Source organism: Streptomyces sp. NRRL S-378 (assembly GCF_000720645.1).
In the GTDB taxonomy this organism is placed as follows: domain Bacteria; phylum Actinomycetota; class Actinomycetes; order Streptomycetales; family Streptomycetaceae; genus Streptomyces.
In genome coordinates this window covers 104,335-127,411 of sequence record NZ_JOBX01000003.1, presented here as the reverse complement: position 1 = coordinate 127,411, position 23,077 = coordinate 104,335, and the positions used below count along the sequence as shown (strand labels likewise).

The window sequence follows — 23,077 nt, the reverse complement described above, 5'->3', positions numbered from 1 at the left end:
CACCGGGGCTCGCGGGCCACGGGCCTCAGCGGGCCAGGTAGCCGCCGTCCACGGGCAGGACCACGCCCGTCACGAACGAGGCCGCGTCCGAGGCGAGGAAGGCGATGACCCGGGCCACCTCCTCCGGCTCGCCGAGCCGCCCCATCGGGTGCGCCGCCGTGACCTGCGCGAGGTACTCCGGCCCACCGGGCTCGTCGTCCAGCGCGATCACCCGCTCCGTCCGGATCGTTCCGGGAGCCACCGCGTTGACGCGGATCCCGTGCGCCGCCCACTCGACCGCGAGGTGCTTGGTCAGCCCCGACGCGACGAACTTCGCGGGCCCGTACGCCGCCTGGCGCGCCTGCCCGGCCACGCCCGAGATCGAGGACACGCAGACCAGGGCCCCGCCGGGGCGCGGCTGCGCGGTCATCGCCTCGATGGCGTACTTGCACGTCAGGAACATCCCACGGCCGTCGACCGCCATGACGTGGTCCCAGTCCTGCGCAGTGGTCTCCCGTACATCCGAAAGAGGGAGTACTCCGGCGTTGGCCACGGCGACGTCGAGGCGTCCGTGGGCCTCCACCGCGGCGGCCACCATCGCCCGGTTGTCGTCCGGGTCGGAGACGTCCCCGCCCACCACGGTGATCGTGTGGCCCTCGCCGGCCAGATCCGTACGCAGCTGCTCGACCCCGGGGCCGTTGATATCGGCCGCGGTCACCCGGGCGCCGGAGCGGGCCAGCAGCACGGCGGTGGCCCGGCCGATCCCGCTCGCGGCCCCGGTCACCAGACACGACTTCTCGTTCATGCGCCAGACCATAAGCGGAACCGTGGGCGCAGATCGGCCAACTCCCGGGCGCGGGACATGTTGTCTTGTCGCACGACTGACGCATCCTCACCGATGTGGCTAACATCACGCCAACCCGGCGATGCTGCCGGACGACCACGGAGGTGCGACGTGCTGCCAGTTCGGGGTGGGGACGGCCGGAAGCTGACGGTCTGGGGCATCCGTACCACCTGGAGCACCGTGGGTGACGGGGAGTTCTTCTGCCCGGACTGCGGTGGGGACCGCAACTACCGCAGGCGCACCGGCCGCCGCCGGTTCACCGTCCTCGGGGTGCCGCTGCTGCCGCGCGGGCAGGCGGGGCCCGTCGTCGAGTGCCAGGGCTGCCGCGAGCGCTTCGGCACCGACGTCCTGGACCACCTCACCACCACCCGGTTCACGGCCCTCCTGCGGGACGCCGTGCACACCGTCGCCCTGGCGGTGCTCACGGCGGGCGGGACGGCCTCGCGCAGCGCGCTGGAGGCCGCCGTGTGCGCCGTACGGGCCGCCGGCTTCCAGGACTGCACCGAGGAGCAGCTGGAGTCCCTCGTGGAGGCGCTGTCCACGGACGAGGGCCGGCTCGGGCTGTACGACATCCCGGAGTGCTGCGGGGCCGCGCTGTCGATAGAGCTCCACGAGGCGCTGGAGCCGCTCGCCCCGCACCTGGCCGGTCCGGGCCGGGAGTCGATCCTGCTGCAGGGCGCCCGGATCGCCCTCGCCGACGGCCCGTACATCCCGGCCGAGCGCGAGGTGCTGGCCACCGTCGGATCGGCGCTGCGGATCGGCGCGGACGAGGTGGCGCGGCTGCTGTCGGCGGTGCGCGCGCCCTGAGCGGAGCCGCAGCGCTCCCCGGACCGGCCGGAACACGGCGGTCCGACGTAACGATCCGGCCTCGCGGGGGCCGAAATCTCGCCTGGTGAACACTTTGTGAACAGCGGAGCCGAAGACTCCGGGCCCGTTCAGGCCGCCTCCGAGGCCGCCGGAACGGGCCTCTCCTTTTTGCGTAGCTGAACGGCTGCACAGTGCGTCCCGGCAGGTCGCAGCGGGTCGTGGTCGATGCACTTCGCTCACGCGAAGCCGGAACAGCCTTCTTCGGAAAGCCCGGCTCATACGCCTGCGCAGGTTCCGCCACCACTGGAGAAATCTACAGATCTGAAGCCGGGGACGGTCAACAGTTTGTAGAAGTCGACGATATCTGTGAGGCCTCCCACAGGCGTTCAATTCCGGTCACACGCCGAGAAGCCGCCGCCCCGCACAGCGGGACTTCGACCCACGTGAACGTACTGAAAACCCTGGCGAACCAACGGGTTAACGACCCACTTCGCCCAGGGATAACCAGATCTCCTCTCACTTACCTACCTTGAAGGGCAAGGCTGAGATGGCACGTGTCGCCGCCCGGCTTTCCGCCGACGGAAAGCAGAGCACGCACCCGGTCGACGAGGTGCTCCCCGTCCCCAAGCTCGCGCTGTACGGCTTCCAGCACGTACTCGCCTTCTACGCCGGCGCGGTGATCGTCCCGATCATCGTGGGCAGCGCGCTCAAGCTGAGCCCTGAACAGCTGGTCTACCTGATCAACGCGGACCTCTTCACCTGCGGCATCGCATCGATCCTCCAGGCCTGGGGCATCGGCCGGATCGGCGCGCGACTGCCGCTGATCCAGGGCGTGACCTTCACCGCCGTGTCCCCGATGATCGCCATCGGCCTCGGCGCGGGCGGCGGAACGGCCGCCCTGCTGGTCATCTACGGCGCGGTCATCACGGCCGGTATCGCCACCTTCGCCTTCGCCTGGCTGCCGGCCAAGGCCTTCCGGATGGTCATGCGGCTCTTCCCGCCGGTCGTCACCGGCACGGTGATCACCGTGCTCGGCATCGTCCTGATACCGGTCGGCCTCAACGACGCGGCCGGCGGCCTCGGCAGCCCCGACTTCGGCGAGCCGAAGAACTTCGCCTACGCCGGCGGCACGATGCTCTTCATCCTGATCCTGATGAAGCTCGGCAGGCCGTTCCTCTCCAGCATCGCGATCCTCCTCGGCCTGGTCGTCGGGACCGGTGTCGCCTTCCTCCTCGGCGACGCGAAGTTCGGCGACGTGGCCAAGTCCGACTGGATCGGCGTCACCACGCCCTTCCACTTCGGTGTCCCGAAGTTCGAGTGGTTCCCCATCGTCCTGATGCTCATCGTCATGCTGATCACCATGGTCGAGACGACCGGTGACACGTACGCCGTCGGCGACATCGTCGGCAAGGAGGTCGACAGCGAGACCGTGGCCCGCGCCCTGCGCGCCGACGGCGCCGCCACCGCCCTCGGCGGCGTCCTCAACTCCTTCCCGTACGTCGCCTTCGCCGAGAACGTCGGCCTGGTGCGGATGACGAAGGTGAAGAGCCGGTTCGTGGTCGTCGCCGCGGGCGTCTTCATGATCATCCTCGGGCTGCTGCCCAAGGCCGCCGCGATCGTGGCCGCCGTCCCGCACGGAGTCCTCGGCGGCGCCGCGACCGTCATGTTCGCCATGGTCGCGCTGGCCGGCATCCAGACCCTGGGCAAGGTGGACCTGAAGGAGGAGAAGAACGCGCTGATCGTCGGCGTCTCCCTCGCCTTCGCCCTGCTCCCGGCGACCGTCCCGGTCTTCTTCACCAAGCACATGGACGCGGACCTGTCCTCGCTGCTCAACAGCGGCGTCACGCTGGGTGCCACGGCCGCCATCGTGCTCAACCTCATCTTCAACGGCCCGGCGAAGGACAACGCCCACGACGCCCCGGCGGCCGGAGCCCAGGCGCTCGCCGAGGCCGAGGTCGACACCGCGCCCGGCACCGGCCCCGCGCCCGCAGAGGTCCCCGCGGCGGTGCCCGCCCAGGCCGCCGCCCCCGCTCCCGCAGCCGAGAAGGCGGACGACGCCGACCCCTCGCCGTCCCCGTCCGCTCCCTGACCCTCCCAAGGGGTGCCGACCCCTCGTCCGGACCGACGTCCGGACGAGGGGCCGTCGCCGTCCCCGCTCCGTCCCCGTCCGAAAACCGCTACGGCGGAGGGGCGCCGGCTTCTTAAGATCATCTTCGCTCCGCGCGGAGCCCCCCCACGAAGCCAGCACCTTCCCGGACGAACGGACCCCTACATGCGCATGCGCCTCCTCGGCCGCACCGCCGCCGCAACCGCCCTGGCCACCCTGGCCGCCCTGCTCACCACCAGCGGCGCGGGGGCCGCCGAGGACCCCCTCCGCAACCCGGCGTACACAGTCCCCACCCAGGCGACGGCGGTCTTCAACGACCCCATGTCGGCGGACGCGGGCAAGCGCGACGCCGTACGCAACGAACTCGTCGACCTGATCCAGCGGGCGGACAACGGCTCCGAGATCAACGGCACCGTCTTCCTGTTCAACGACGAGCCCGTCGCCACCGCCCTGATCCGCGCGGCGGTCCGGGGCGTCAAGGTCAGGATGATCGTCGACGCCAAGGCGCTGGAACAGAAGGACTCCCAGGTCCCCAGGCTGCGCGAGGCACTCGGCACCGACACGGCCGCCGGGTCCTACCTCTTCAGCTGCCCGGCCGGCCGGGGCTGCATCGGCGCCCGCACGGGCCTGAACAGCGCACCGATCAACCACAACAAGTTCTTCCTCTTCAGCAAGGTCGCCGGCGCGCAGAACGTCGTCTACCAGTCCTCCGCGAACCTCACCGAGAGCCAGCGCAACAACCTGTACAACAACGCCGTCGTCATCCCGCACGCCGGTCTCCACTCCACCTACCGCAAGTACCACCAGGAGCTGGTGACCCGAGGACAGGGTCCCGGCCTCACGCACTACTACAAGACCCGCCAGGACGGCCCCTACGAGACGTTCTTCTTCCCCCGCCAGGAGAAGCAGGGCGCTCCCGTGACGGACGCGTCCACCGACACCGTGGTCTCGGTGCTCGACAACGTCCGGTGCCTGCCCGACCAGGGCACCAAGGTCCGCGTCGCCATGTTCGCCTTCACCCGCGAGGAAGTGGCCAAGAAGCTGGCGTCACTGCGCGACCAGGGATGCCACGTCTACGTCTTCTACAACGGCTACACGAAGACCGACGAGGGCAGCTCCGTGAGCGGTGATGTGATCACCGCCCTCGACAGCGGCAAGGTCCGCAAGCTCAGCGCCCGGACCGCCTGCGTGGCCGACTCGCCGAACCAGCCCGGCCAGGGCGTGGGCCTGCATTCGAAGTACCTGCTCATCGAAGGTGCGTACGGCGACGTGGACGACACTGCCCTCGTCTTCACGGGCAGCGCCAACTACACCGTCCCGACCCTGCGAGGTCACGACGACACGCTCCTGAAGATCTCCGACCGCACCGTGTACCAGCAGTTCGAGAACAACTTCGACGACGTGCTCAGCGGCACGGGGGACAAGAAGGGCATCTGCCGGCCGCCCCAGGCGGTCCCCTTCCAGTAGGACCCGCGCGCACGGCGGGAACCGGCGCCCGTTGTCCCGCAGCCGGTGCGGGACAATGGGCGCATGAGTCTGTTCCGCGACGACGGCATCGTGCTGCGCACCCAGAAGCTGGGTGAGGCGGACCGCATCATCACGCTGCTGACCAGGGGCCACGGCAGGGTGCGGGCCGTCGCCCGCGGGGTCCGGCGCACGAAGTCCAAGTTCGGCGCCCGGCTGGAACCTTTCTCCCACGCCGACGTGCAGTTCTTCGCCCGCGGCAGCGAACTGGTCGGCCGCAGCCTCCCGCTCTGCACCCAGACCGAGATCATCGCCCCGTACGGCAACGGCATCGTCACCGACTACGCCCGCTACACCGCCGGCACCGCCATGCTGGAGACCGCCGAGCGGTTCACCGAGAACGAGGGCGAGCCCGCCGTTCAGCAGTACCTGCTGCTCGTCGGAGCCCTGCGCACCCTCTCGCGCGGCGAACACGAGCCGCACCTCATCCTGGACGCCTTCCTGCTGCGCTCGCTCGCCGTCAACGGCTACGCGCCCAGCTTCGAGGACTGCGCGAAGTGCGGTATCCACGGACCCAACCGGCACTTCTCCGTCGCCGCGGGCGGGATCATATGCGGGGACTGCCGGGTGCCCGGCAGCGTCGTACCCTCGTCGGAGGCCATCGCCCTGCTCAGCGCACTGCTGACGGGCGACTGGGGGCATGCCGACGCGTGTGAGGCGCGTCACGTGCGGGAGGGCAGCGGGCTGGTCTCCGCCTATTTGCACTGGCATCTGGAGCGCGGGCTACGCTCCCTGCGATACGTCGAGAAATAGGAGCTGGGCACATGGCACGACGCGGGATTCTGGGACGCTCTCGCCGGGAGTACAAGGTTCCCGAGCCGCACCCCTCCGGTGCGGTCCCGCCGAAGATCCCCGGCGAGCTGGTCCCGAACCACGTCGCCGTCGTCATGGACGGCAACGGCCGCTGGGCCAAGGAACGCGGCCTGCCGCGCACCGAGGGGCACAAGGTCGGCGAGGGCGTCGTGCTCGACGTGCTCAAGGGCTGCCTGGAGATGGGCGTCAAGAACCTCTCCCTGTACGCCTTCTCGACGGAGAACTGGAAGCGCTCGCCCGACGAGGTCCGCTTCCTGATGAACTTCAACCGCGACGTCATCCGGCGCCGCCGCGACGAGATGAACGAGCTCGGCATCCGCATCCGCTGGGTCGGCCGGATGCCGAAGATGTGGAAGTCGGTCGTCCAGGAGCTCCAGGTCGCACAGGAGCAGACCGTCGACAACGACGCCATGACGCTGTACTTCTGCGTGAACTACGGCGGCCGCGCGGAGATCGCCGACGCGGCACAGGCCATCGCCCGGGACGTGGCGGCGGGCAAGCTCGACCCCTCGAAGGTCAACGAGAAGACCTTCGCCAAGTACATCTACTACCCCGACATGCCGGACGTGGACCTGTTCCTGCGCCCGAGCGGCGAGCAGCGCACCTCCAACTACCTGATCTGGCAGAGCGCGTACGCCGAGATGGTCTTCCAGGACGTGCTGTGGCCGGACTTCGACCGCCGCAACCTGTGGGCGGCGTGCCTGGAGTACGCCCAGCGCGACCGCCGCTTCGGCGGCGCCGTGCCCAACCAGCCCGAGGGTTCCGCCGGGTGACGGGGACGCGTGGCAGTCGGGCGCCGTCCCGCCGGTAGGGTCCCCTGTCATGAACACGAATGATCGGGCGGTCCGGCGGGACGAGCGGACGCTCGAGCTCGTCTACCGGACCACCACGACGGACATCGCGCGGGCGCTCCGTGCCCGGGACGCGCACACGGCGGCGGGACGGCGCAGGCGATGGGCCTTCCCCCTCGCCGGAACGTTCGGAATGGGCGTCGGCGTCCTGGTGATGGTGACCGACGGGACCGTCGTCGGAGCACCGCTGGGGCTGGTGGCCGCCGGCGTGCTGCTCTGGGTGATCACCCTGTTCGGTCCGCGGCTCCAGGCGCGGGCCTTCCGCGGACTGCTGGAGAGGTCGGGGGAGACCCGGGCCGTCATCGACGGCTCGGGAGTCCTGGTGACGGCGGCCGCCTGCGAGTCGCGCATCGGCTGGTCCGCGCAGCCGAGGTACGTGGAGACGGACGACGCGTTCGTCATGCTGAGCGACGACAAGCAGGCAGTGTCCATGACGGTCCTGCCCAAGCGGGGGATCCGAGCGCCGGGCGACGCCGACGCACTGCGGGCGATCCTGGACGCGAACCTGAGGCGGCTCTAGGCAGTTTCTTACGGATCACTGCACCAGACCCGAGCTGTTGGTGGTGTGATGGCTTCATGCGACCTGAGCGCTGTGTGACCAGGAACCACATCGAGGTGTGGCATGAACGTGTACTGCCGTCGGGGCCGGAACCGATCAGGTTCGGGACGGTGCTGCGCGGCTCGCTCCTGCCGATCCTGGTCTGGGCTGGTATCACGTGCTTCGTGTGCTTCGTCTACAACCCGCTCCTAGCGACGGTCCTCGGCGGGCTCTTCGCGTTGTCGTTCATCGTGGGGTTCGCGCTGCGTCGCAGGGCGAAGCACTCGGTCCGCTGCAGCGTCTACGGCGCGCTGGGCGGGGTGCTCGACAAGTCCATGGCTGGGTTCTGAGGCGTTGCGGCACAGGCGACCCCTCGTTGTATTGAGCGTGTTGACCGACGCCCAGTGGGCCAGGATCGAGCCCCTGTTGCCGGACCGGACTCCCCGCCGAGGGGGAAGGTGGCGTGATCACCGGCAGGTGATCGACGCGATCGCCTGGAAATACCGGACTGGATCTCCGTGGATGGATCTGCCCGGGAGTTCGGCTCGTGGAAAGGCGCCTACAGCCGTCTGCGGAACTGGGCGATCGACGGGACCTGGGAGCGAGTGTTCACCACCCTGCTGGCCCAGGCGGACGCCGATGAGGACCTGAGCTGGGTGGTATCCGTCGACTCCACGGTCGTTCGGGCACATCAGCATGCGGCTGGAGCCCGCAAAAAGGGGCTCCAGCCGACGAGCCAGCGGGACCACGCCATCGGCCGCTCCCGAGGCGGGCTGACTACGAAGATCCACCTCGCCGCCGACGGCAACTGCCGGCCGCTGGCTTTCGTGCTTTCGGCCGGACAGGCCGGTGACGCGCCCGCCTTCACCGAAGTGATGGCAAGACTGCGCGTCCCCCGACGCGTCGGGCGTCCCCGGATTCGGCCCGACATGGTTCTGGCCGACAAGGCGTACTCCTCCCGGGCCATCCGCGAACACCTGCGACGGCGAGGGATTCGGACGGTCATCCCGGTCCCAGCCGACCAGCAGGGCCACCGGCTCCGTCGGGGCAGCCACGGCGGCCGGCCGCCTGCCTTCGACCGCGAGGCATACAAGCAGCGCAACACCGTCGAGCGATGCATCAACCGCCTCAAACAGTGGCGAGGGATTGCCACCCGCTACGAGAAGACCGCCACCGTCTACCTCGCCGGACTCCACGTCGCAGCCATCCTCATCTGGTCAGCGCGATGATCCGAGAGAAACGGCCTAGGCCGGTCAGCCCGCGGCGGCGCAGTCGGCGCAGGTGCCGAAGATCTCCACCGTGTGGGCGACGTTCACGTAGCCGTGTTCGGCGGCGATGGACTCCGCCCACTTCTCCACGGCCGGGCCCTCGACCTCGACGGCCTTGCCGCACTTGCGGCACACCAGGTGGTGGTGGTGGTCGCCGGTGGAGCAGCGGCGGTAGACGGACTCGCCGTCGCTGGTGCGCAGGACGTCGACCTCGCCCGCGTCCGCCAGGGACTGCAGGGTGCGGTAGACGGTGGTCAGGCCCACGGAATCACCGCGGTGCTTGAGCATGTCGTGGAGTTCCTGGGCGCTGCGGAACTCGTCCACCTCGTCCAGTGCGGCCGCCACCGCGGCCCGCTGGCGGGTGGACCGTCCTCGTACTGGCGCGGTATTCATCTCGCCAGGCGCAGTCGCCACCGGTTCCTCCTCGTATAGGGCTTGCCGCCATTGTGCCAGCCCTTCAAGGCCCCCAGGGGGCGCCTTGTCGATCATGCCGGGCTCGTGGGCTCCGGCACCCTGATCCGGCCTGACCGGCAAGACCCCCTAGACCTTCACATCGTCGCGCGTGCAGACCTCTTCGGCCGTCTGCGCGGCCCTGGCCCGGCGGCGGGCCAGGGGGGCGGAAAGGGCGGTCAGCACCATGAAGACGCCGATCGCGAGCAGCACGATCGTCGCGCCCGACGGCACGTTGATGTAGTAGGTGGCGGCCGTGCCGGTCAGGGAGACGGTCACGCTGATGGCCATGGCCAGCCCCAGCGTGGTGGCGAAGCTGCGGGTGAGCCGCTGGGCGGCGGCGACCGGGATCACCAGCATCGCGCTGACCAGCAGCAGGCCGACGATGCGCATGGCGACGGTGACGGTGACCGCGGCGGTGACCGCGATCAGCAGGTTCAGCGCGCGGACGGGCAGGCCGGTGACCCGGGCGAACTCCTCGTCCTGGCAGACGGCGAAGAGCTGCCGGCGCAGGCCGATCGCGACGGCGAGGACGAAGGCGGCGAGGATCGCCATCGCGGTCACGTCCTCGGCGGCGACCGTGGTGATCGAGCCGAACATGGAGCCCAGGAGGCTGGCGGTCTGGCCGCCGCCGAGGTTGATGATCATGACGCCGCCGGCGAGGCCGCCGTAGAACAGCATGGCGAGGGCGACGTCCCCGCTGGTCCTGCCACGGGCGCGGATCAGTTCCATGCCGACGGCGCCGACGACGGCGACCAGGGTCGCCATCCAGACCGGGCTGGACTGCAGCACGAAGCCGAGGGCGACACCGGTCATGGCGACGTGGCCGAGGCCGTCGCCCATGAGCGCCTGGCGGCGCTGGACGAGGTACGTGCCGATGGCGGGGGCCGTGACGCCGACCAGGGCGGCCGCGATCAGCGCGCGCTGCATGAAGGCGTACTCGAGGATGTCCATCAGCTGAGCAGTCCCGTCCGCAGGGGCTCGGCGTCGTGCGCCGCGTGGGGGTGTACGTGGTCGTGGCCGGGCAGGGCGTGCTGGCCCACGGCCTCCGGGGGCGGGCCGTCGTGGACGACGCAGCCGTCGCGCAGGACGACGGCGCGGTCGATCAGGGGCTCCAGCGGACCCAGCTCGTGCAGGACGAGCAGGACGGCCGAGCCGGCTTCGACCTGCGCGCGCAGGGCGCTCGCCAGGACCTCCTGGTTGGCGAGGTCCACGCCCGCCATCGGCTCGTCCATGATCAGCAGTTCGGGTTCGACGGCGAGCGCCCGGGCTATGAGGACGCGCTGGTGCTGGCCGCCGGAGAGGGCGTCCACCGAGACGTCGGCGTGCGCGTCCATGCCGACCAGCTCCAGGGCGTGCTCGATGGCGGCCTTGTCGGCCTTGCGCAGGAGGCCGAAACGGGAGCGGGCGAGGCGGCCGGAGGAGACGACCTCGCGGACGGTGGCCGGGACGCCGCCAGCGGCGGTGGTGCGCTGTGGCACGTACCCGATGCGCGACCAGTCGCGGAAGCGCTTGAAGTCGGTGCCGAAGAGGCTGAGGGAGCCGTCGGTCAGCGGGACCTGCCCGACCACGGCGCGGACGGCCGTGGACTTGCCGGAGCCGTTGGCCCCGAGCAGGGCGACGACCTCGCCGCGGTGGACGGTGAGGTCGATTCCGCGCAGCACGGGGCGCGAGCCGAGCGAGGCCTTGGCCCCGCGCAGGGATATGACGGGCCGGTCGTCGGCCGGCCGGGGCGGGGACTGCATGGCTCGCGCCTCCGTTGCTGCTGTCATCACTTGGCTCCGAGTGCCTTCTGGAGGTTCTTCAGGTTGGACCGCATGACCTCGAAGTAGTCGGTGCCCTGGGACGTGTCGGTGATGCCCTCGATGGGGTCGAGGACGTCGGTCTTCAGGCCGGTGTCCGTCGCGAGGGTCTTCGCCGTCTTGTCGCTGGCCAGCGTCTCGAAGAACACGGTGGTGACATTGTCCTTCTTCGCGACGGCCTGAAGATCCTTCATCCTGGCCGGGCTGGGCTCGGACTCGGGGTCGACGCCGGCGATGCCCTCCTGGTCGAGGCCGTAGCGCTCGGCGAGGTGACCGAAGGCGGAGTGGGTGGTGATGAAGGTCCGGGAGGCCGTGTTCTTCAGGCCGTCCTTGAACTCGGTGTCCAACGCGGCCAGCTTGCCGACCAGTTCGTCGGTGTTCTTCCGGTAGTCCGCCGCGTGGCCGGGGTCGGCCTTCTCCAGGGCCGCGCCGACGCCCTTGGCGACCTCCGCGTACTTGACGGGGTCGAGCCAGACGTGGGGGTCGGTGCCGCTCCCGCCGTGGTCGTGGCCCTCGTGCTCGCCGGCGTGCTCCCCGGCGTGCTCGTCGCCCTCCTGGTGCGCGTGGCCCTCCTCGCCGTGGCCCGGCCCGGCGCCGTGGGCCTCCAGCGAGGTGAGGGTGGCGGTGTCGACGATGTTCTTCACGCCGGACTGGGCGACGGCCTTGTCGACGGCGGGCTGCAGGTTCTTGAGGTAGAGGACCACGTCGGCCTCGCCGAGCTGCGCGGTCTGCTGGGGAGTGATCTCCAGGTCGTGCGGTTCGACGCCCGGCTTGGTCAGACCGTCGACCTTCACGTGCTCCTTGCCGATCTGCTCGGCGAGGAACTGCAGCGGGTAGAACGACGCCGTCACGCCGAGCTTGCCGTCCTCGCCGCCGGTGGCGCCCGCTCCGGAGCAGGCGGTCAGGGCCGTGGCGCCGAGGGCGACGGCGCCGGCGAGGGCGGCGGTGGGTATGAGGCGTCGTACGTTCATGACATCCATTTTCATCAAAGATGGAAACGGTTGTCAAAAACCCAGGTGGGAGAGCCGGGTGGGCTGCCGTGGAAGGGGAACCGATTTGAAAGGGGGGGTGCGGGCGCCGGTAACCTAAGGACTTCGCCGTTCGTCCTCGTAATGAAGAGAGCACCGTGGCCGCCGACAAGATCGACACCATCGTCAGCCTGAGCAAGCGCCGTGGCTTCGTTTTCCCGTGCAGTGAGATCTACGGCGGCTCCCGGGCTGCCTGGGATTACGGTCCGCTGGGTGTCGAGCTCAAGGAGAACATCAAGCGCCAGTGGTGGAAGGCCATGGTCACCGGGCGTGAGGACGTCGTCGGTCTCGACTCGTCCGTGATCCTGGCCCCCGAGGTCTGGGTGGCCTCCGGCCACGTCGCCACGTTCTCGGACCCGCTGACCGAGTGCACCTCCTGCCACAAGCGCCACCGCGCCGACCACCTGGAAGAGGCGTACGAGGCCAAGCACGGCCGCCTCCCCGCCAACGGTCTGGCCGACATCAACTGCCCCAACTGCGGTGTGAAGGGCCAGTTCACCGAGCCGAAGCAGTTCTCCGGCATGCTGGAGACCCACCTCGGCCCGACCCAGGACACCGGCTCCAAGGCCTACCTGCGCCCCGAGACCGCCCAGGGCATCTTCACGCAGTTCGCCCAGGTCCAGGTGACCTCGCGCAAGAAGCCGCCCTTCGGTATCGCGCAGATGGGCAAGTCCTTCCGCAACGAGATCACGCCGGGCAACTTCATCTTCCGCACCCGCGAGTTCGAGCAGATGGAGATGGAGTTCTTCGTCAAGCCCGGCGAGGACGAGCAGTGGCAGGAGTACTGGATGCAGGAGCGGTGGAACTGGTACCGCGACCTCGGCATCCGCGAGGAGAACATCCGCTGGTACGAGCACCCGAAGGAGAAGCTGTCCCACTACTCGAAGCGCACCGCCGACATCGAGTACCGCTTCAACTTCGGTGGCAGTGAGTTCTCCGAGCTCGAGGGCGTCGCCAACCGCACCGACTACGACCTCAAGGCGCACTCCGCGGCCTCCGGCCAGGACCTCTCCTTCTTCGACCAGGAGGCCGGCGAGCGCTACACCCCGTTCGTCATCGAGCCGGCGGCCGGTGTGAACCGCGCCATGCTCGCCTTCATGCTCGACGCGTACAACGAGGACGAGGCCCCCAACGCCAAGGGCGTCATGGAGAAGCGCACCGTGATGCGCCTCGACCCGCGCCTGGCCCCGATCAAGGTCGCCGTCCTGCCGCTGTCCCGCAACGCGCAGCTGTCGCCGAAGGCCAAGGGCCTCGCCGCCGACCTGCGCAAGAACTGGAACATCGAGTTCGACGACGCGGGTGCCATCGGCCGCCGCTACCGCCGCCAGGACGAGATCGGTACGCCGTTCTGCGTCACCGTCGACTTCGACACCCTGGACGACAACGCGGTGACCGTGCGCGAGCGCGACACCATGAAGCAGGAGCGCGTGTCCCTGGACCAGATCCAGGGCTACCTCGGCAGCCGCCTGCTCGGCTGCTGACGACCGTCGCACGAACGACCGGTGGCCCGGTGCGCACATTGCGCCCCGGGCCACCGGTCGTTCTTCTCTGCTGCGGTCAGGCCGCCGAGGCCTCCGCCTCCGCGGCGGCCGCCTCGGCGGCCCGCCTCTCGCCCTCGGCCTGCGAGCGCTTGCCGTACAGAGCGGTCCACACGCCCAGGCAGCCGAGAACCGTGTAGATCATGACCGGGCTGACCACGACCATCGTGTCGGTGTCCACGACGAAGGCCAGGGCGATCCGCACCGCCGCCTCGGCGAGGTACACGACGCCCCAGACGGTGGTCATCACGATCATCGTCCGGCGGAAGCCCTCGTACTGCCACAGGCCGTTCCACCAGGCCGTGCTCTCGGGCGTGCCGTCGGTGGCGAACTTCCGCCCGAAGTAGAACATCAGCGGCCTGGGCGCGAGCAGCGTGGCCAGGCAGAGCAGACCGAACAGCCCGGTCACCCCTGAGTCCTTGATCAGCAGGGCCCGGGCCGAATGCGCGCCGATCAGCGAGACGACCGCCGTGATCACCAGGAAGACCAGGGTGACGACGGCGAATTCGTCGAGCTTGCGGCGCCAGGCCAGATTGATCGCGCTGTCGAGCACGGGCCACGCGCTGCTGAGCAGGAGCGCGCCGAACTCGCTCCAGCCGTGGTCGCGCAGCTGGTGGTACGTGATGATCGGCGCGACCACGTTGAGCCCGATGGTCAGGAGCCATCCGAGGGCGGCTGCGCCGCCCGAACGCGCCGGAGGCGCTGGTCGTTCCGTCCGGTTGTCTTGAGCGGACATGGTTCCCCCGTAGATGCCTGATGAGGCTGGTGGGGGAACCGTATGAATCTTGACTGCGCACGAACAAGTGCGGCGTACCCAAAAGGATCACAAAACCGTGCCGGACGGCCCGTTCGGGATGATCGGGCGCGTGTCAGGCGCGCAGGCCCCGGATCACCAGAGCCGTGACCGCCTCGAACTCCGTGACGATGGTGGGGGAGAACCACTCCGCCGCGTACTGCGGGTCGTGGAAGCGGCCGGTGGCGTCGAAGACCGCGCGGGCCGCAGCCGGCACGTCGCGGGCCGCGAGTGAACCGTCGGCGACGCCCTGGGCGATGATCCGCGCCAACTGGTCGATCAGCTCGGTCAGATGCTGCTCCACCGTCCCGCTGTTCTCGGCGAGGAGCACCGTGTACGTGGCGAACAGCTCGGGATCGTCACCGGCCTTGTGGCGCTTGGCCTCGAACAGCGCCTCCAGCCAGGCCTCCAGCTTGCCGGGCGTGCTCTCGGCGGGGGCCGAGGTGATCTGCTCCAGCATCACGACGCTCTTGGCGAGCCAGCGGTCCGTGACCGCCTCGCGCAGCGCGGCCTTCGAGGGGAAGTGCCGGTAGACGCTGCCGTGGCTGACGCCCAGGGCGCGCGCCACGTCCACGACGGTCGCCTTGGTGGGGCCGAAGCGGCGCAGCACCTCCTCGGTGGTCTCGAGGATGCGTTCGGGGGTGAGGGGCTCGGCGGCAGCGGGTGGCATGGGTACGACCGTACCGCCAGCTCAGTGCTCGCTGTCGAGGTGGGCCATCTGCGCCGCGGGATACCGGTCGCCCGCCGCCGCGCCGACGGGCACGGCCGCCTCGATGGCGGCCAGGTCCGCCGGGCCCAGGTCGATCCGCAGGGCACCCAGTGCCTCGGTGAGGCGGTCCCGGCGCCGGGCGCCCACCAGCGGCACGATGTCCTCACCGCGCGAGAGCACCCAGGCGATGGCGGTCTGGGCGACGCTCACGCCCTTGTCGTCGGCGACCTTGCGCAGGGCGTCGACCAGGTCCAGGTTGCGGTGGAGGTTCTCGCCCTGGAAGCGGGGGCTCATCCCGCGGAAGTCCCCCGGGGCCAGAGCCCGGTCACGGGTGAAGTGGCCGCTGATCAGACCGCGGGAGAGCACCCCGTACGCCGTGACGCCGATGCCGAGCTCGCGCGCGGTCGGCAGGATCGCGTCCTCGATCCCGCGCGAGATCAGCGAGTACTCGATCTGGAGGTCGGAGATCGGGGCCACGGCGGCGGCCCGGCGCAGGGTGTCGGCACCGACCTCGGAGAGGCCGATGTGGCGCACGTGCCCGGCCTCGACCGCTTCGGCGATGGCCCCGACGGTCTCCTCGATCGGCACGTCCGGGTCCACCCGGGCGATCCGGTAGACGTCGATGTGGTCCCGGCCGAGCCGCTGGAGCGAGTAGGCCAGGAAGTTCCTGACGGCCTGGGGCCGGCCGTCGTATCCGGTGAAGCCGCCCTCGACCGTGCGCAGCGCGCCGAACTTGACGCTGGTCAGCGCCCGGTCCCGGGCCGCCGCGGGTGCTGTGCGCAGGGCTTCGTGGATCAGCAGCTCGTTGTGGCCCATGCCGTAGAAGTCGCCGGTGTCGAGCAGTGCGCTCGCGCCCTCGGGGACGGCGTCCAGGTACGCGTGGATGGTCGCGATGGACTCGGAGCGGTCGGCCTCGCCGTAGAGGGCGGACATCCCCATGCAGCCCAGCCCGACCGGGAAGACGGCGGGGCCGGTGCTGCCGAGGCGCCGCCGTGCGGTCGTGGTTGCGGTGGTCGCGCCGAAGCGCTCGTTCGTGGTCATGGAACGAGAATGGCATGACGAGTGACAGATTTCAATATCTGTCACTCGTCGGTGTCATGCGAGGATCCGCAGCGTCAGCGCAGCCGCGGCGGCCAGGGCGAGGACGGCCGCCGGTGCCAGCTCGTAGTCCTTGACCCGCAGGTGGCTGATGACGGCGCCGACGAAGTAGAGGGTCACGCCTACCGCCGCGGCCACCCCGAGCGGAGTGATCCAGAGGCCGGCGACCAGGCCCGCCGCTCCCGCGGCCTTGAGGGTGGCCAGTCGTGGCAGCCAGGAGTCGGGGACCTGGACCTTCCGCATGCTCGCGACGATCTGGTCGTTGCGCTGGAGGGTGAAGGCGGCGGAGGCGGCCAGGACGAGGGCGAGCAGGCCGCCGACGACGGCGTAGCCGAGGAACATGGGGAGCTCCAATGATTGGCGATGTCAGATCATTGAATAGCATCAACGATGTGCTCATCGCAATCATTTCCCGGTTGCTACGATGTGGACCATGACCCCAGACCAGGACGGATCGCACCCCCCGCAGCGACTGGGCCTGCTGCTGGCCTGGCACGGAGCGGTCACCCAGACCCGCATGAAGCGCGCCCTCGGCGCGGCCGGGCTCACCGCGCGGCACGCGATGACGCTGATGCACCTGGAGGGCGGCCCCATCAGCCAGCGGGCGCTCGCCGACCGGCTGGAGGTGGACCCGAGCGTCCTCGTCGGGATCCTGAACGACCTGGAGGGCGAAGGCCTCGCCGAACGCCGCCGCGACCCCGCCGACCGGCGCCGACACAACGTGGGCATCACCCCCGCCGGGGAAGCCGCCCTCGCGAAGACGAACGCCGCCCTCGACGAGGTCGAGGACGGCATGTTCGCGGGCCTGTCGGCCCAGGAACGCGATCACCTGCGCACCCTCCTCGACCGGGTCAACGCCTCGGCCGAGGACTTCGCCTGCGACGAGTGACCCCGTCCGGGGCCGTGACCGGCAGGACGCGAAAGGACGCGCCCGGGGGCGTGTCCGCGACGTAGCGCCGCCCGCCCGGAGGTCGGGCCGGGCGGGCGTCCGCTGCCACGGGGCCCTCTCCGGGCCGCCGGGCCGAGGGGGAGCCCCGCACGCCGGCCCGGCCGAGTACGGGACGTACTCGCGCGCGCCCCGGCGGCGCGGTGAGGTGCGGGGCCGGTCGCCACGGGACAGGCGGCCCCTGCGGACACGCCCCCCGGCGGCACCGCGGCGGATCAGGGCCGGGCAGCGCCTAGCCGCGCGGGGAGCCCACGGGCGCCGTGGGGCCCGCCGACTCCTCCAGCCTGCGGGCCGTGCGCTCCGCCGTCCCGCGGGCCCAGTTGCCGCTCGTCGCCGCGCCCACGACCAGGACGAGCAGCCCGCACAGCGTGATGATCCACCAGGCCGGCTGGGCCGCCCCGGAGAAGTCGGCGCCACCGGCCAGCCCCGCCGCCAGCACCGAGCCGATGACCGCGACGCCCAGCGTGCCGCCCGTCTGCCGGCTGGTGGAGGCGATGGCCGCCGCGACACCCGCCTGGGAGCGCGGCATCCCCGACACCGCCGTGTTGGTGATCGGCGCGTTCACCATGCCGAAGCCGAGCCCGAAGAGGACGTACCCGGTGAAGAGCAGCGGGTTGGAGGTCTCCGCCTCGAACAGGGCGAACAGCAGCCCGCTGGTCGCCATCGCCACCCCCGCGATCAGCAGGCAGATCCGCGGCCCCCGGCTGCCCACCAGCCGCCCCGCCAGCGGCGCGAACAGCACGGTCAGGCCGGCCATCGGCAGCATGTACAGCCCGGCGTGCAGGGCGCTGAGCCCCCGTACGTCCTGCAGGTAGAGCGTGTTCAGGAAGAGGAAGCCGGCCAGCCCGGCGAAGGCGCTGATCGCGATCACCGTCGAGCCGCTGAAGGGCGCACTGCGGAAGAACCGGAGGTCGATCAGCGGCTCCGCGCACCGGGGCTCATGGACCAGCAGCCCGACGAAGGAGGCGACGGCCACCACCGCGCACCCCATGATCAGCGGCGACCGCCAGCCGGCGGCGGGCGCCTCGATGATCCCGTACGTCAGGCTGCCGAGCAGCGCGATGACCAGCACCTGGCCCAGCGGGTCGGGGCGGCGCGGGCGGGCCGCCCGGGACTCCGGGATGTGGCGCAGGGTCAGCGCGAGCGCCGCCAGGCCGATCGGCACGTTGATCAGGAAGATCGAGCGCCAGCCCACCGAGTCCACCAGCACCCCGCCGATCAGCGGGCCCGCCGCCATGGAGATGCCGCCGACCGCGCCCCACACGCCGATGGCCCGGGCCCGTTCGGCCGGGTCCGTGTAGGTGTTGGTGATGATCGACATCGCGACCGGGTTGAGCATCGCGCCGCCGACCGCCTGCACCATCCGGAAGACGATGAGCCAGCCGAGGCTCGGCGCGAGCGAACAGAGCAGGGAGCCCAGGCCGAAGGTCAGCAGACCGGCGACGAACACCTTGCGGCGGCCGATCCGGTCGGCCGTGGATCCCGCGAGCATCAGCAGCGAGGCCAGGACGAGCGTGTACGCGTCGATGGTCCACTGGAGGCCGGCGACCGAGGCGTCCAGCTCGCGGCGCATCGACGGGAGCGCGACGTTGAGCACGGTGTTGTCGAGGCTGACGATGAGCAGGCTCATGCAGCAGATCGCCAGGACGATCGTGCGCTGCCGGTGACTCGGCTCGATCATGCGCCGATGCTACGTCCGCCCGACCCCCTCGGCATGCGGGACAATGGGCGGATGACCACGCTCCCTCCGCCTCTCGCGATCGGCCCGCACACCGTGCAGCCCCCGGTGGTGCTCGCGCCCATGGCCGGCATCACCAATGCCCCGTTCCGTACCCTCTGCCGGGAGTTCTCGGGCGGCAAGGGGCTGTTCGTGAGCGAAATGATCACGACCCGCGCCCTGGTCGAGCGCAACGAGAAGACCATGCAGCTGATCCACTTCGACGAGACCGAGAAGCCCCGGTCGATTCAGCTGTACGGGGTCGACCCGGTGACGGTGGGCAAGGCGGTCCGCATGATCGTCGAGGAGGACCGTGCCGACCACATCGACCTCAACTTCGGCTGCCCGGTCCCCAAGGTCACCCGGAAGGGTGGCGGCTCCGCGCTGCCCTACAAGCGCAACCTGCTGCGCGCGATCCTGCGCGAGGCCGTCGCCGGGGCCGGTGACCTGCCGGTGACCATGAAGATGCGCAAGGGCATCGACGACGACCACCTCACCTACCTCGACGCCGGCCGCATCGCCGTCGAGGAGGGGGTCACCGCGATCGCCCTGCACGGGCGGACCACGGCGCAGCACTACGGCGGCACCGCAGACTGGGACGCCATCGCGCGGCTGAAGGAGCACGTGCCGGAGATACCGGTACTGGGCAACGGCGACATCTGGTGCGCCGAGGACGCGCTGCGCATGGTCCGCGAGACCGGCTGCGACGGCGTGGTCGTGGGCCGCGGGTGCCTGGGGCGGCCGTGGCTGTTCAACGACCTGGTGGCGGCCTTCGAGGGGCGGCCCGAGGACTTCCACCGGCCCGCGCTGCGCGAGGTCGCGCAGACGATGCACCGGCACGCCCAGCTGCTGGGCGAGTGGATCGGCGACGAGACGCGCGGCGTGATCGACTTCCGTAAGCACGTCGCCTGGTACCTGAAGGGCTTCTCGGTCGGGTCCGAGATGCGCAAGAAGCTCGCGGTCACCTCTTCCCTGGCCGAGTTGAACGCTCATCTGAGCGAGCTCGATCTGGATCAAGAGTGGCCGGAGAGCGCGGACGGCCCGCGCGGCCGGACGTCCGGAAACAACCGAGTTGTCCTGCCGGACGGCTGGCTGAAGGACCCGTACGACTGCGCGGGCGTGAGCGAGGACGCGGAACTGGACACCTCCGGAGGCTGACAAATCGCCCTCCGTGGTGCGTGATATACGCCACGCATGGGAGAGGTTTCGCTCAGATGAGCGCGTAAGTCACGGGTAAGACTTTCAAAGGGTGGCACTGGGTGCCACCCTTTGTGTGTTCAATACTTGAACACAAATGTATCGATGATCGCTCATCCGAGCGTGAACAGGCCTCAGGAGCCCCCTGCCCCTTCGGGATCTGAACGCTCTTCGTACTTTCTGGTTACCCTTGAGTTACTTTCGATCTGCTGGCGCACGGGTGGTTACGTCCGCATGACGGCCAAGTGGACGTACCCAGAAGCCTTCGATCTGGGTATGTTCCTGGCCGTCAGGGCAGCCACCGAGCCTCGAGGAGTCGAGACCCGTGTCGGAAAACAAAGATCAGAAGTTCGTCTACGACTTCACCGAGGGCAACCGCGACCTCAAGGACCTCCTCGGCGGCAAGGGAGCCAACCTCGCCGAGATGACCAACCTGGGTCTGCCGGTCCCTCCCGGCTTCACCATCACCACCGAGGCCTGCAAGGTCTACCTCGAGAGCGGCTCGGCCCCGGCCGCGCTGCGCGACGAGGTCAGCGCCCACCTTGCCGCCCTCGAGTCGAAGATGGGCAAGAAGCTCGGCCAGTCGGACGACCCGCTGCTGGTCTCCGTGCGTTCCGGCGCCAAGTTCTCGATGCCCGGCATGATGGACACCGTCCTGAACATCGGCCTCTCCGACGAGTCGGTCACCGGCCTCGCCTCCCAGGCCGGTGACGAGCGCTTCGCGTGGGACTCCTACCGCCGCCTGATCCAGATGTTCGGCAAGACCGTCCTCGGCGTCGAGGGCGAGCTCTTCGAGGACGCCCTGGACGAGGCCAAGGCCGCCAAGAAGGTCACCGTCGACACCGACCTCGACGCCGCCGACCTGAAGAAGCTCGTCAAGGTCTTCAAGAAGATCGTGGCGAAGGAGGCCGGCCGCGAGTTCCCGCAGGACGCCCGCGAGCAGATGGACCTCGCCGTCGAGGCCGTCTTCAACTCGTGGAACACCGACCGCGCCAAGCTGTACCGCCGCCAGGAGCGCATCCCGAGCGACCTGGGCACCGCGGTCAACGTCTGCTCCATGGTCTTCGGCAACCTGGGCCCCGACTCCGGCACCGGCGTCGCCTTCACCCGTGACCCCGCCAGCGGCCACGCGGGCGTCTACGGCGACTACCTCCAGAACGCCCAGGGCGAGGACGTCGTCGCGGGCATCCGCAACACCGTGCCGCTCGCGGACCTGGAGGCCATCGACAAGGCCTCGTACGACCAGCTCATGACGATCATGACGACGCTGGAGACCCACTACAAGGACCTCTGCGACATCGAGTTCACGATCGAGCGCGGCCAGCTGTGGATGCTCCAGACCCGTGTCGGCAAGCGCACCGCCGGCGCCGCCTTCCGCATTGCCACCCAGCTCGTGGACCAGGGCCTGATCGACGAGGCCGAGGCCCTCCAGCGCGTCAGCGGCCACCAGCTGGCCCAGCTGATGTTCCCGCGTTTCGACGAGGGCGCGAAGACCACCCTGCTCGGCCGCGGCATCGCCGCCTCCCCGGGCGCGGCGGTCGGCAAGGCCGTCTTCGACTCCTACACGGCCGTCAAGTGGTCCCGCTCCGGCGAGAAGGTCATCCTGATCCGCCGCGAGACCAACCCCGACGACCTGGACGGCATGATCGCCTCCGAGGGCATCCTGACCTCGCGCGGCGGCAAGACCTCGCACGCGGCCGTCGTCGCCCGCGGCATGGGCAAGACCTGCGTCTGCGGTGCCGAGGAGCTCGACGTCGACACCAAGCGCCGCCGCATGACGGTCGGCGAGACGGTCATCGAAGAGGGCGACGTCGTCTCCATCGACGGCTCCACCGGCAAGGTCTACCTCGGCGAGGTACCCGTCGTACCCTCCCCGGTCGTCGAGTACTTCGAGGGGCGCATGCACGCCGGCGCCGACGACGCCGACGAGCTCGTTGCCGCCGTGCACCGGATCATGGCCTACGCGGACCGTGTCCGCCGCCTGCGGGTGCGCGCCAACGCCGACAACGCCGAGGACGCGCTGCGCGCCCGTCGCTTCGGCGCCCAGGGCATCGGCCTGTGCCGCACCGAGCACATGTTCCTCGGTGAGCGCCGCGAGATGGTCGAGCGCCTGATCCTCGCCGACACCGACGGCGAGCGCGACGAGGCACTCAGTGCCCTGCTGCCGCTGCAGAAGAAGGACTTCATCGAGCTGTTCGAGGCGATGGACGGCCTGCCCGTCACCGTCCGCCTGCTCGACCCGCCGCTGCACGAGTTCCTGCCCGACATCACCGAGCTGTCGGTGCGCGTCGCCCTCGCCGAGTCCCGCAAGGACGCCAACGAGAACGACCTGCGCCTGCTCCAGGCCGTCCACAAGCTGCACGAGCAGAACCCGATGCTGGGTCTGCGCGGTGTCCGCCTGGGCCTGGTCATCCCCGGTCTGTTCGCCATGCAGGTCCGGGCGATCGCCGAGGCCGCGGCCGAGCGCAAGAACGCCAAGGGCGACCCCCGCGTCGAGATCATGATCCCGCTCGTGGGCACCGTCCAGGAGCTGGAGATCGTCCGCGAGGAGGCCGACGCGGTCATCGCCGAGGTCGAGGCCGCCACCGGCACCACCCTCAAGCTCTCCATCGGCACCATGATCGAGCTGCCGCGCGCCGCCCTGACGGCCGCCCAGATCGCCGAGGCCGCGCAGTTCTTCTCCTTCGGTACGAACGACCTGACCCAGACGGTGTGGGGCTTCTCCCGCGACGACGTCGAGGCCAGCTTCTTCACCGCGTACCTGGAGAAGGGCATCTTCGGGGTCTCGCCCTTCGAGACCATCGACAAGGACGGCGTCGGCTCCCTCGTGCGCCACGCGGTCGAGCAGGGCCGGGCCACCCGCCCCGACCTCAAGCTCGGCGTCTGCGGTGAGCACGGCGGTGACCCCGAGTCCGTCCACTTCTTCCACGAGGTCGGCCTCGACTACGTCTCCTGCTCGCCCTTCCGGATTCCGGTGGCGCGCCTGGAGGCCGGCCGTGCCGCCGCCGAGGCGAAGGGCAGCGACAGCCGCTGACCCACCGGCCCCTCACAAGGGCCCCACAGACCGC

The 23,077-nt window shown here is 70.0% G+C and carries 22 protein-coding genes; 12 read left to right on the top strand and 10 right to left on the bottom strand.

Going from position 1 to position 23,077, the window contains the following annotated elements; genetic code table 11:
- Positions 1 to 25: 25 nt before the first annotated feature.
- The gene (locus tag IH80_RS0103725) at positions 26 to 784 is read right to left on the bottom strand and encodes an SDR family NAD(P)-dependent oxidoreductase (RefSeq protein ID WP_199819206.1); all 759 of its coding nucleotides are present in this window, start codon (positions 782 to 784) and stop codon (positions 26 to 28) included.
- Between the two features lie 150 nt (positions 785 to 934).
- Here IH80_RS0103725 and IH80_RS0103720 point away from each other — a divergent pair, with 150 nt between their 5' ends.
- From IH80_RS0103720 to IH80_RS38790, 8 genes are all read left to right on the top strand, one after another.
- Positions 935 to 1,630: a TerB family tellurite resistance protein gene (locus IH80_RS0103720; RefSeq protein ID WP_030957648.1), complete on the top strand. Its 696-nt coding sequence runs from the start codon at positions 935 to 937 to the stop codon at positions 1,628 to 1,630.
- 547 nt (positions 1,631 to 2,177) lie between these two features.
- Complete coding sequence (locus IH80_RS0103715; RefSeq protein WP_078906309.1) at positions 2,178 to 3,719, top strand: nucleobase:cation symporter-2 family protein; 1,542 nt, start codon at positions 2,178 to 2,180, stop codon at positions 3,717 to 3,719.
- Between the two features lie 183 nt (positions 3,720 to 3,902).
- Complete coding sequence (locus IH80_RS0103710; RefSeq protein WP_051808745.1) at positions 3,903 to 5,204, top strand: phospholipase D-like domain-containing protein; 1,302 nt, start codon at positions 3,903 to 3,905, stop codon at positions 5,202 to 5,204.
- A 63-nt stretch (positions 5,205 to 5,267) separates the two neighbouring features.
- On the top strand, positions 5,268 to 6,014 hold the full coding sequence (gene recO, locus IH80_RS0103705; protein WP_030957639.1) for a DNA repair protein RecO: 747 nt from the start codon (positions 5,268 to 5,270) through the stop codon (positions 6,012 to 6,014).
- A gap of 11 nt (positions 6,015 to 6,025) precedes the next feature.
- Entirely contained in the window at positions 6,026 to 6,847 is an 822-nt protein-coding gene (locus tag IH80_RS0103700; RefSeq protein WP_030957637.1) for an isoprenyl transferase, read from the top strand.
- Between the two features lie 49 nt (positions 6,848 to 6,896).
- Positions 6,897 to 7,445: a YcxB family protein gene (locus IH80_RS0103695; protein ID WP_030957635.1), complete on the top strand. Its 549-nt coding sequence runs from the start codon at positions 6,897 to 6,899 to the stop codon at positions 7,443 to 7,445.
- A gap of 95 nt (positions 7,446 to 7,540) precedes the next feature.
- Positions 7,541 to 7,813, top strand: coding sequence for a hypothetical protein (locus IH80_RS0103690; protein WP_234432113.1), 273 nt, complete (start codon positions 7,541 to 7,543; stop codon positions 7,811 to 7,813).
- Positions 7,814 to 7,844: 31 nt separating this feature from the next.
- A protein-coding gene (locus tag IH80_RS38790; protein WP_199819205.1) for an IS5 family transposase occupies positions 7,845 to 8,692 on the top strand; the annotation gives its coding sequence in 2 pieces (ribosomal slippage) (positions 7,845 to 7,998 and positions 7,998 to 8,692; 849 coding nt in all).
- Between the two features lie 24 nt (positions 8,693 to 8,716).
- Here IH80_RS38790 and IH80_RS0103680 read toward each other — a convergent pair.
- The 4 genes from IH80_RS0103680 to IH80_RS0103665 all read right to left on the bottom strand — a co-directional run bounded on the left by IH80_RS0103680 (position 8,717) and on the right by IH80_RS0103665 (position 11,954).
- On the bottom strand, positions 8,717 to 9,145 hold the full coding sequence (locus IH80_RS0103680; RefSeq protein ID WP_078626133.1) for a Fur family transcriptional regulator: 429 nt from the start codon (positions 9,143 to 9,145) through the stop codon (positions 8,717 to 8,719).
- Between the two features lie 126 nt (positions 9,146 to 9,271).
- The gene (locus tag IH80_RS0103675) at positions 9,272 to 10,135 is read right to left on the bottom strand and encodes a metal ABC transporter permease (protein WP_030957633.1); all 864 of its coding nucleotides are present in this window, start codon (positions 10,133 to 10,135) and stop codon (positions 9,272 to 9,274) included.
- The gene (locus IH80_RS0103670) at positions 10,135 to 10,953 is read right to left on the bottom strand and encodes a metal ABC transporter ATP-binding protein (protein WP_051808743.1); all 819 of its coding nucleotides are present in this window, start codon (positions 10,951 to 10,953) and stop codon (positions 10,135 to 10,137) included. The genes IH80_RS0103675 and IH80_RS0103670 overlap by 1 nt, the downstream gene beginning before the upstream one ends.
- Positions 10,953 to 11,954 carry a metal ABC transporter substrate-binding protein gene (locus tag IH80_RS0103665; protein ID WP_030957629.1) on the bottom strand — a complete coding sequence of 334 codons (1,002 nt, stop codon included), beginning with the start codon at positions 11,952 to 11,954 and terminating at the stop codon, positions 10,953 to 10,955. Before IH80_RS0103665 ends, IH80_RS0103670 begins: the two co-directional genes overlap by 1 nt.
- A gap of 155 nt (positions 11,955 to 12,109) precedes the next feature.
- On the opposite strand from IH80_RS0103665, the gene IH80_RS0103660 reads away from it, so the two are divergent.
- Entirely contained in the window at positions 12,110 to 13,492 is a 1,383-nt protein-coding gene (locus IH80_RS0103660) for a glycine--tRNA ligase (protein WP_030957627.1), read from the top strand.
- A gap of 76 nt (positions 13,493 to 13,568) precedes the next feature.
- Here IH80_RS0103660 and IH80_RS0103655 read toward each other — a convergent pair whose 3' ends face one another.
- From IH80_RS0103655 to IH80_RS0103640, 4 genes are all read right to left on the bottom strand, one after another.
- The gene (locus tag IH80_RS0103655; RefSeq protein WP_030957625.1) at positions 13,569 to 14,285 is read right to left on the bottom strand and encodes a VC0807 family protein; all 717 of its coding nucleotides are present in this window, start codon (positions 14,283 to 14,285) and stop codon (positions 13,569 to 13,571) included.
- 133 nt (positions 14,286 to 14,418) lie between these two features.
- Positions 14,419 to 15,012, bottom strand: coding sequence for a TetR family transcriptional regulator (locus IH80_RS0103650; protein ID WP_030957624.1), 594 nt, complete (start codon positions 15,010 to 15,012; stop codon positions 14,419 to 14,421).
- Between the two features lie 21 nt (positions 15,013 to 15,033).
- On the bottom strand, positions 15,034 to 16,092 hold the full coding sequence (locus IH80_RS0103645) for an aldo/keto reductase (protein ID WP_037878780.1): 1,059 nt from the start codon (positions 16,090 to 16,092) through the stop codon (positions 15,034 to 15,036).
- 54 nt (positions 16,093 to 16,146) lie between these two features.
- Positions 16,147 to 16,491 (bottom strand): DoxX family protein, encoded by a 345-nt coding sequence (locus IH80_RS0103640; protein WP_030957620.1) that lies wholly within the window; start codon positions 16,489 to 16,491, stop codon positions 16,147 to 16,149.
- A 91-nt stretch (positions 16,492 to 16,582) separates the two neighbouring features.
- Here IH80_RS0103640 and IH80_RS0103635 point away from each other — a divergent pair, with 91 nt between their 5' ends.
- Entirely contained in the window at positions 16,583 to 17,038 is a 456-nt protein-coding gene (locus tag IH80_RS0103635) for a MarR family winged helix-turn-helix transcriptional regulator (RefSeq protein ID WP_030957619.1), read from the top strand.
- A 289-nt stretch (positions 17,039 to 17,327) separates the two neighbouring features.
- Here IH80_RS0103635 and IH80_RS0103630 read toward each other — a convergent pair whose 3' ends face one another.
- Entirely contained in the window at positions 17,328 to 18,776 is a 1,449-nt protein-coding gene (locus IH80_RS0103630; protein WP_030957618.1) for an MFS transporter, read from the bottom strand.
- Between the two features lie 51 nt (positions 18,777 to 18,827).
- Here IH80_RS0103630 and dusB point away from each other — a divergent pair, with 51 nt between their 5' ends.
- Together dusB and ppdK are read left to right on the top strand one after the other, a co-directional pair.
- The gene (gene dusB, locus IH80_RS0103625) at positions 18,828 to 19,970 is read left to right on the top strand and encodes a tRNA dihydrouridine synthase DusB (protein ID WP_030957617.1); all 1,143 of its coding nucleotides are present in this window, start codon (positions 18,828 to 18,830) and stop codon (positions 19,968 to 19,970) included.
- 364 nt (positions 19,971 to 20,334) lie between these two features.
- The gene (gene ppdK / locus IH80_RS0103620; RefSeq protein WP_030957615.1) at positions 20,335 to 23,043 is read left to right on the top strand and encodes a pyruvate, phosphate dikinase; all 2,709 of its coding nucleotides are present in this window, start codon (positions 20,335 to 20,337) and stop codon (positions 23,041 to 23,043) included.
- The last annotated feature ends 34 nt before the right edge of the window (positions 23,044 to 23,077 follow it).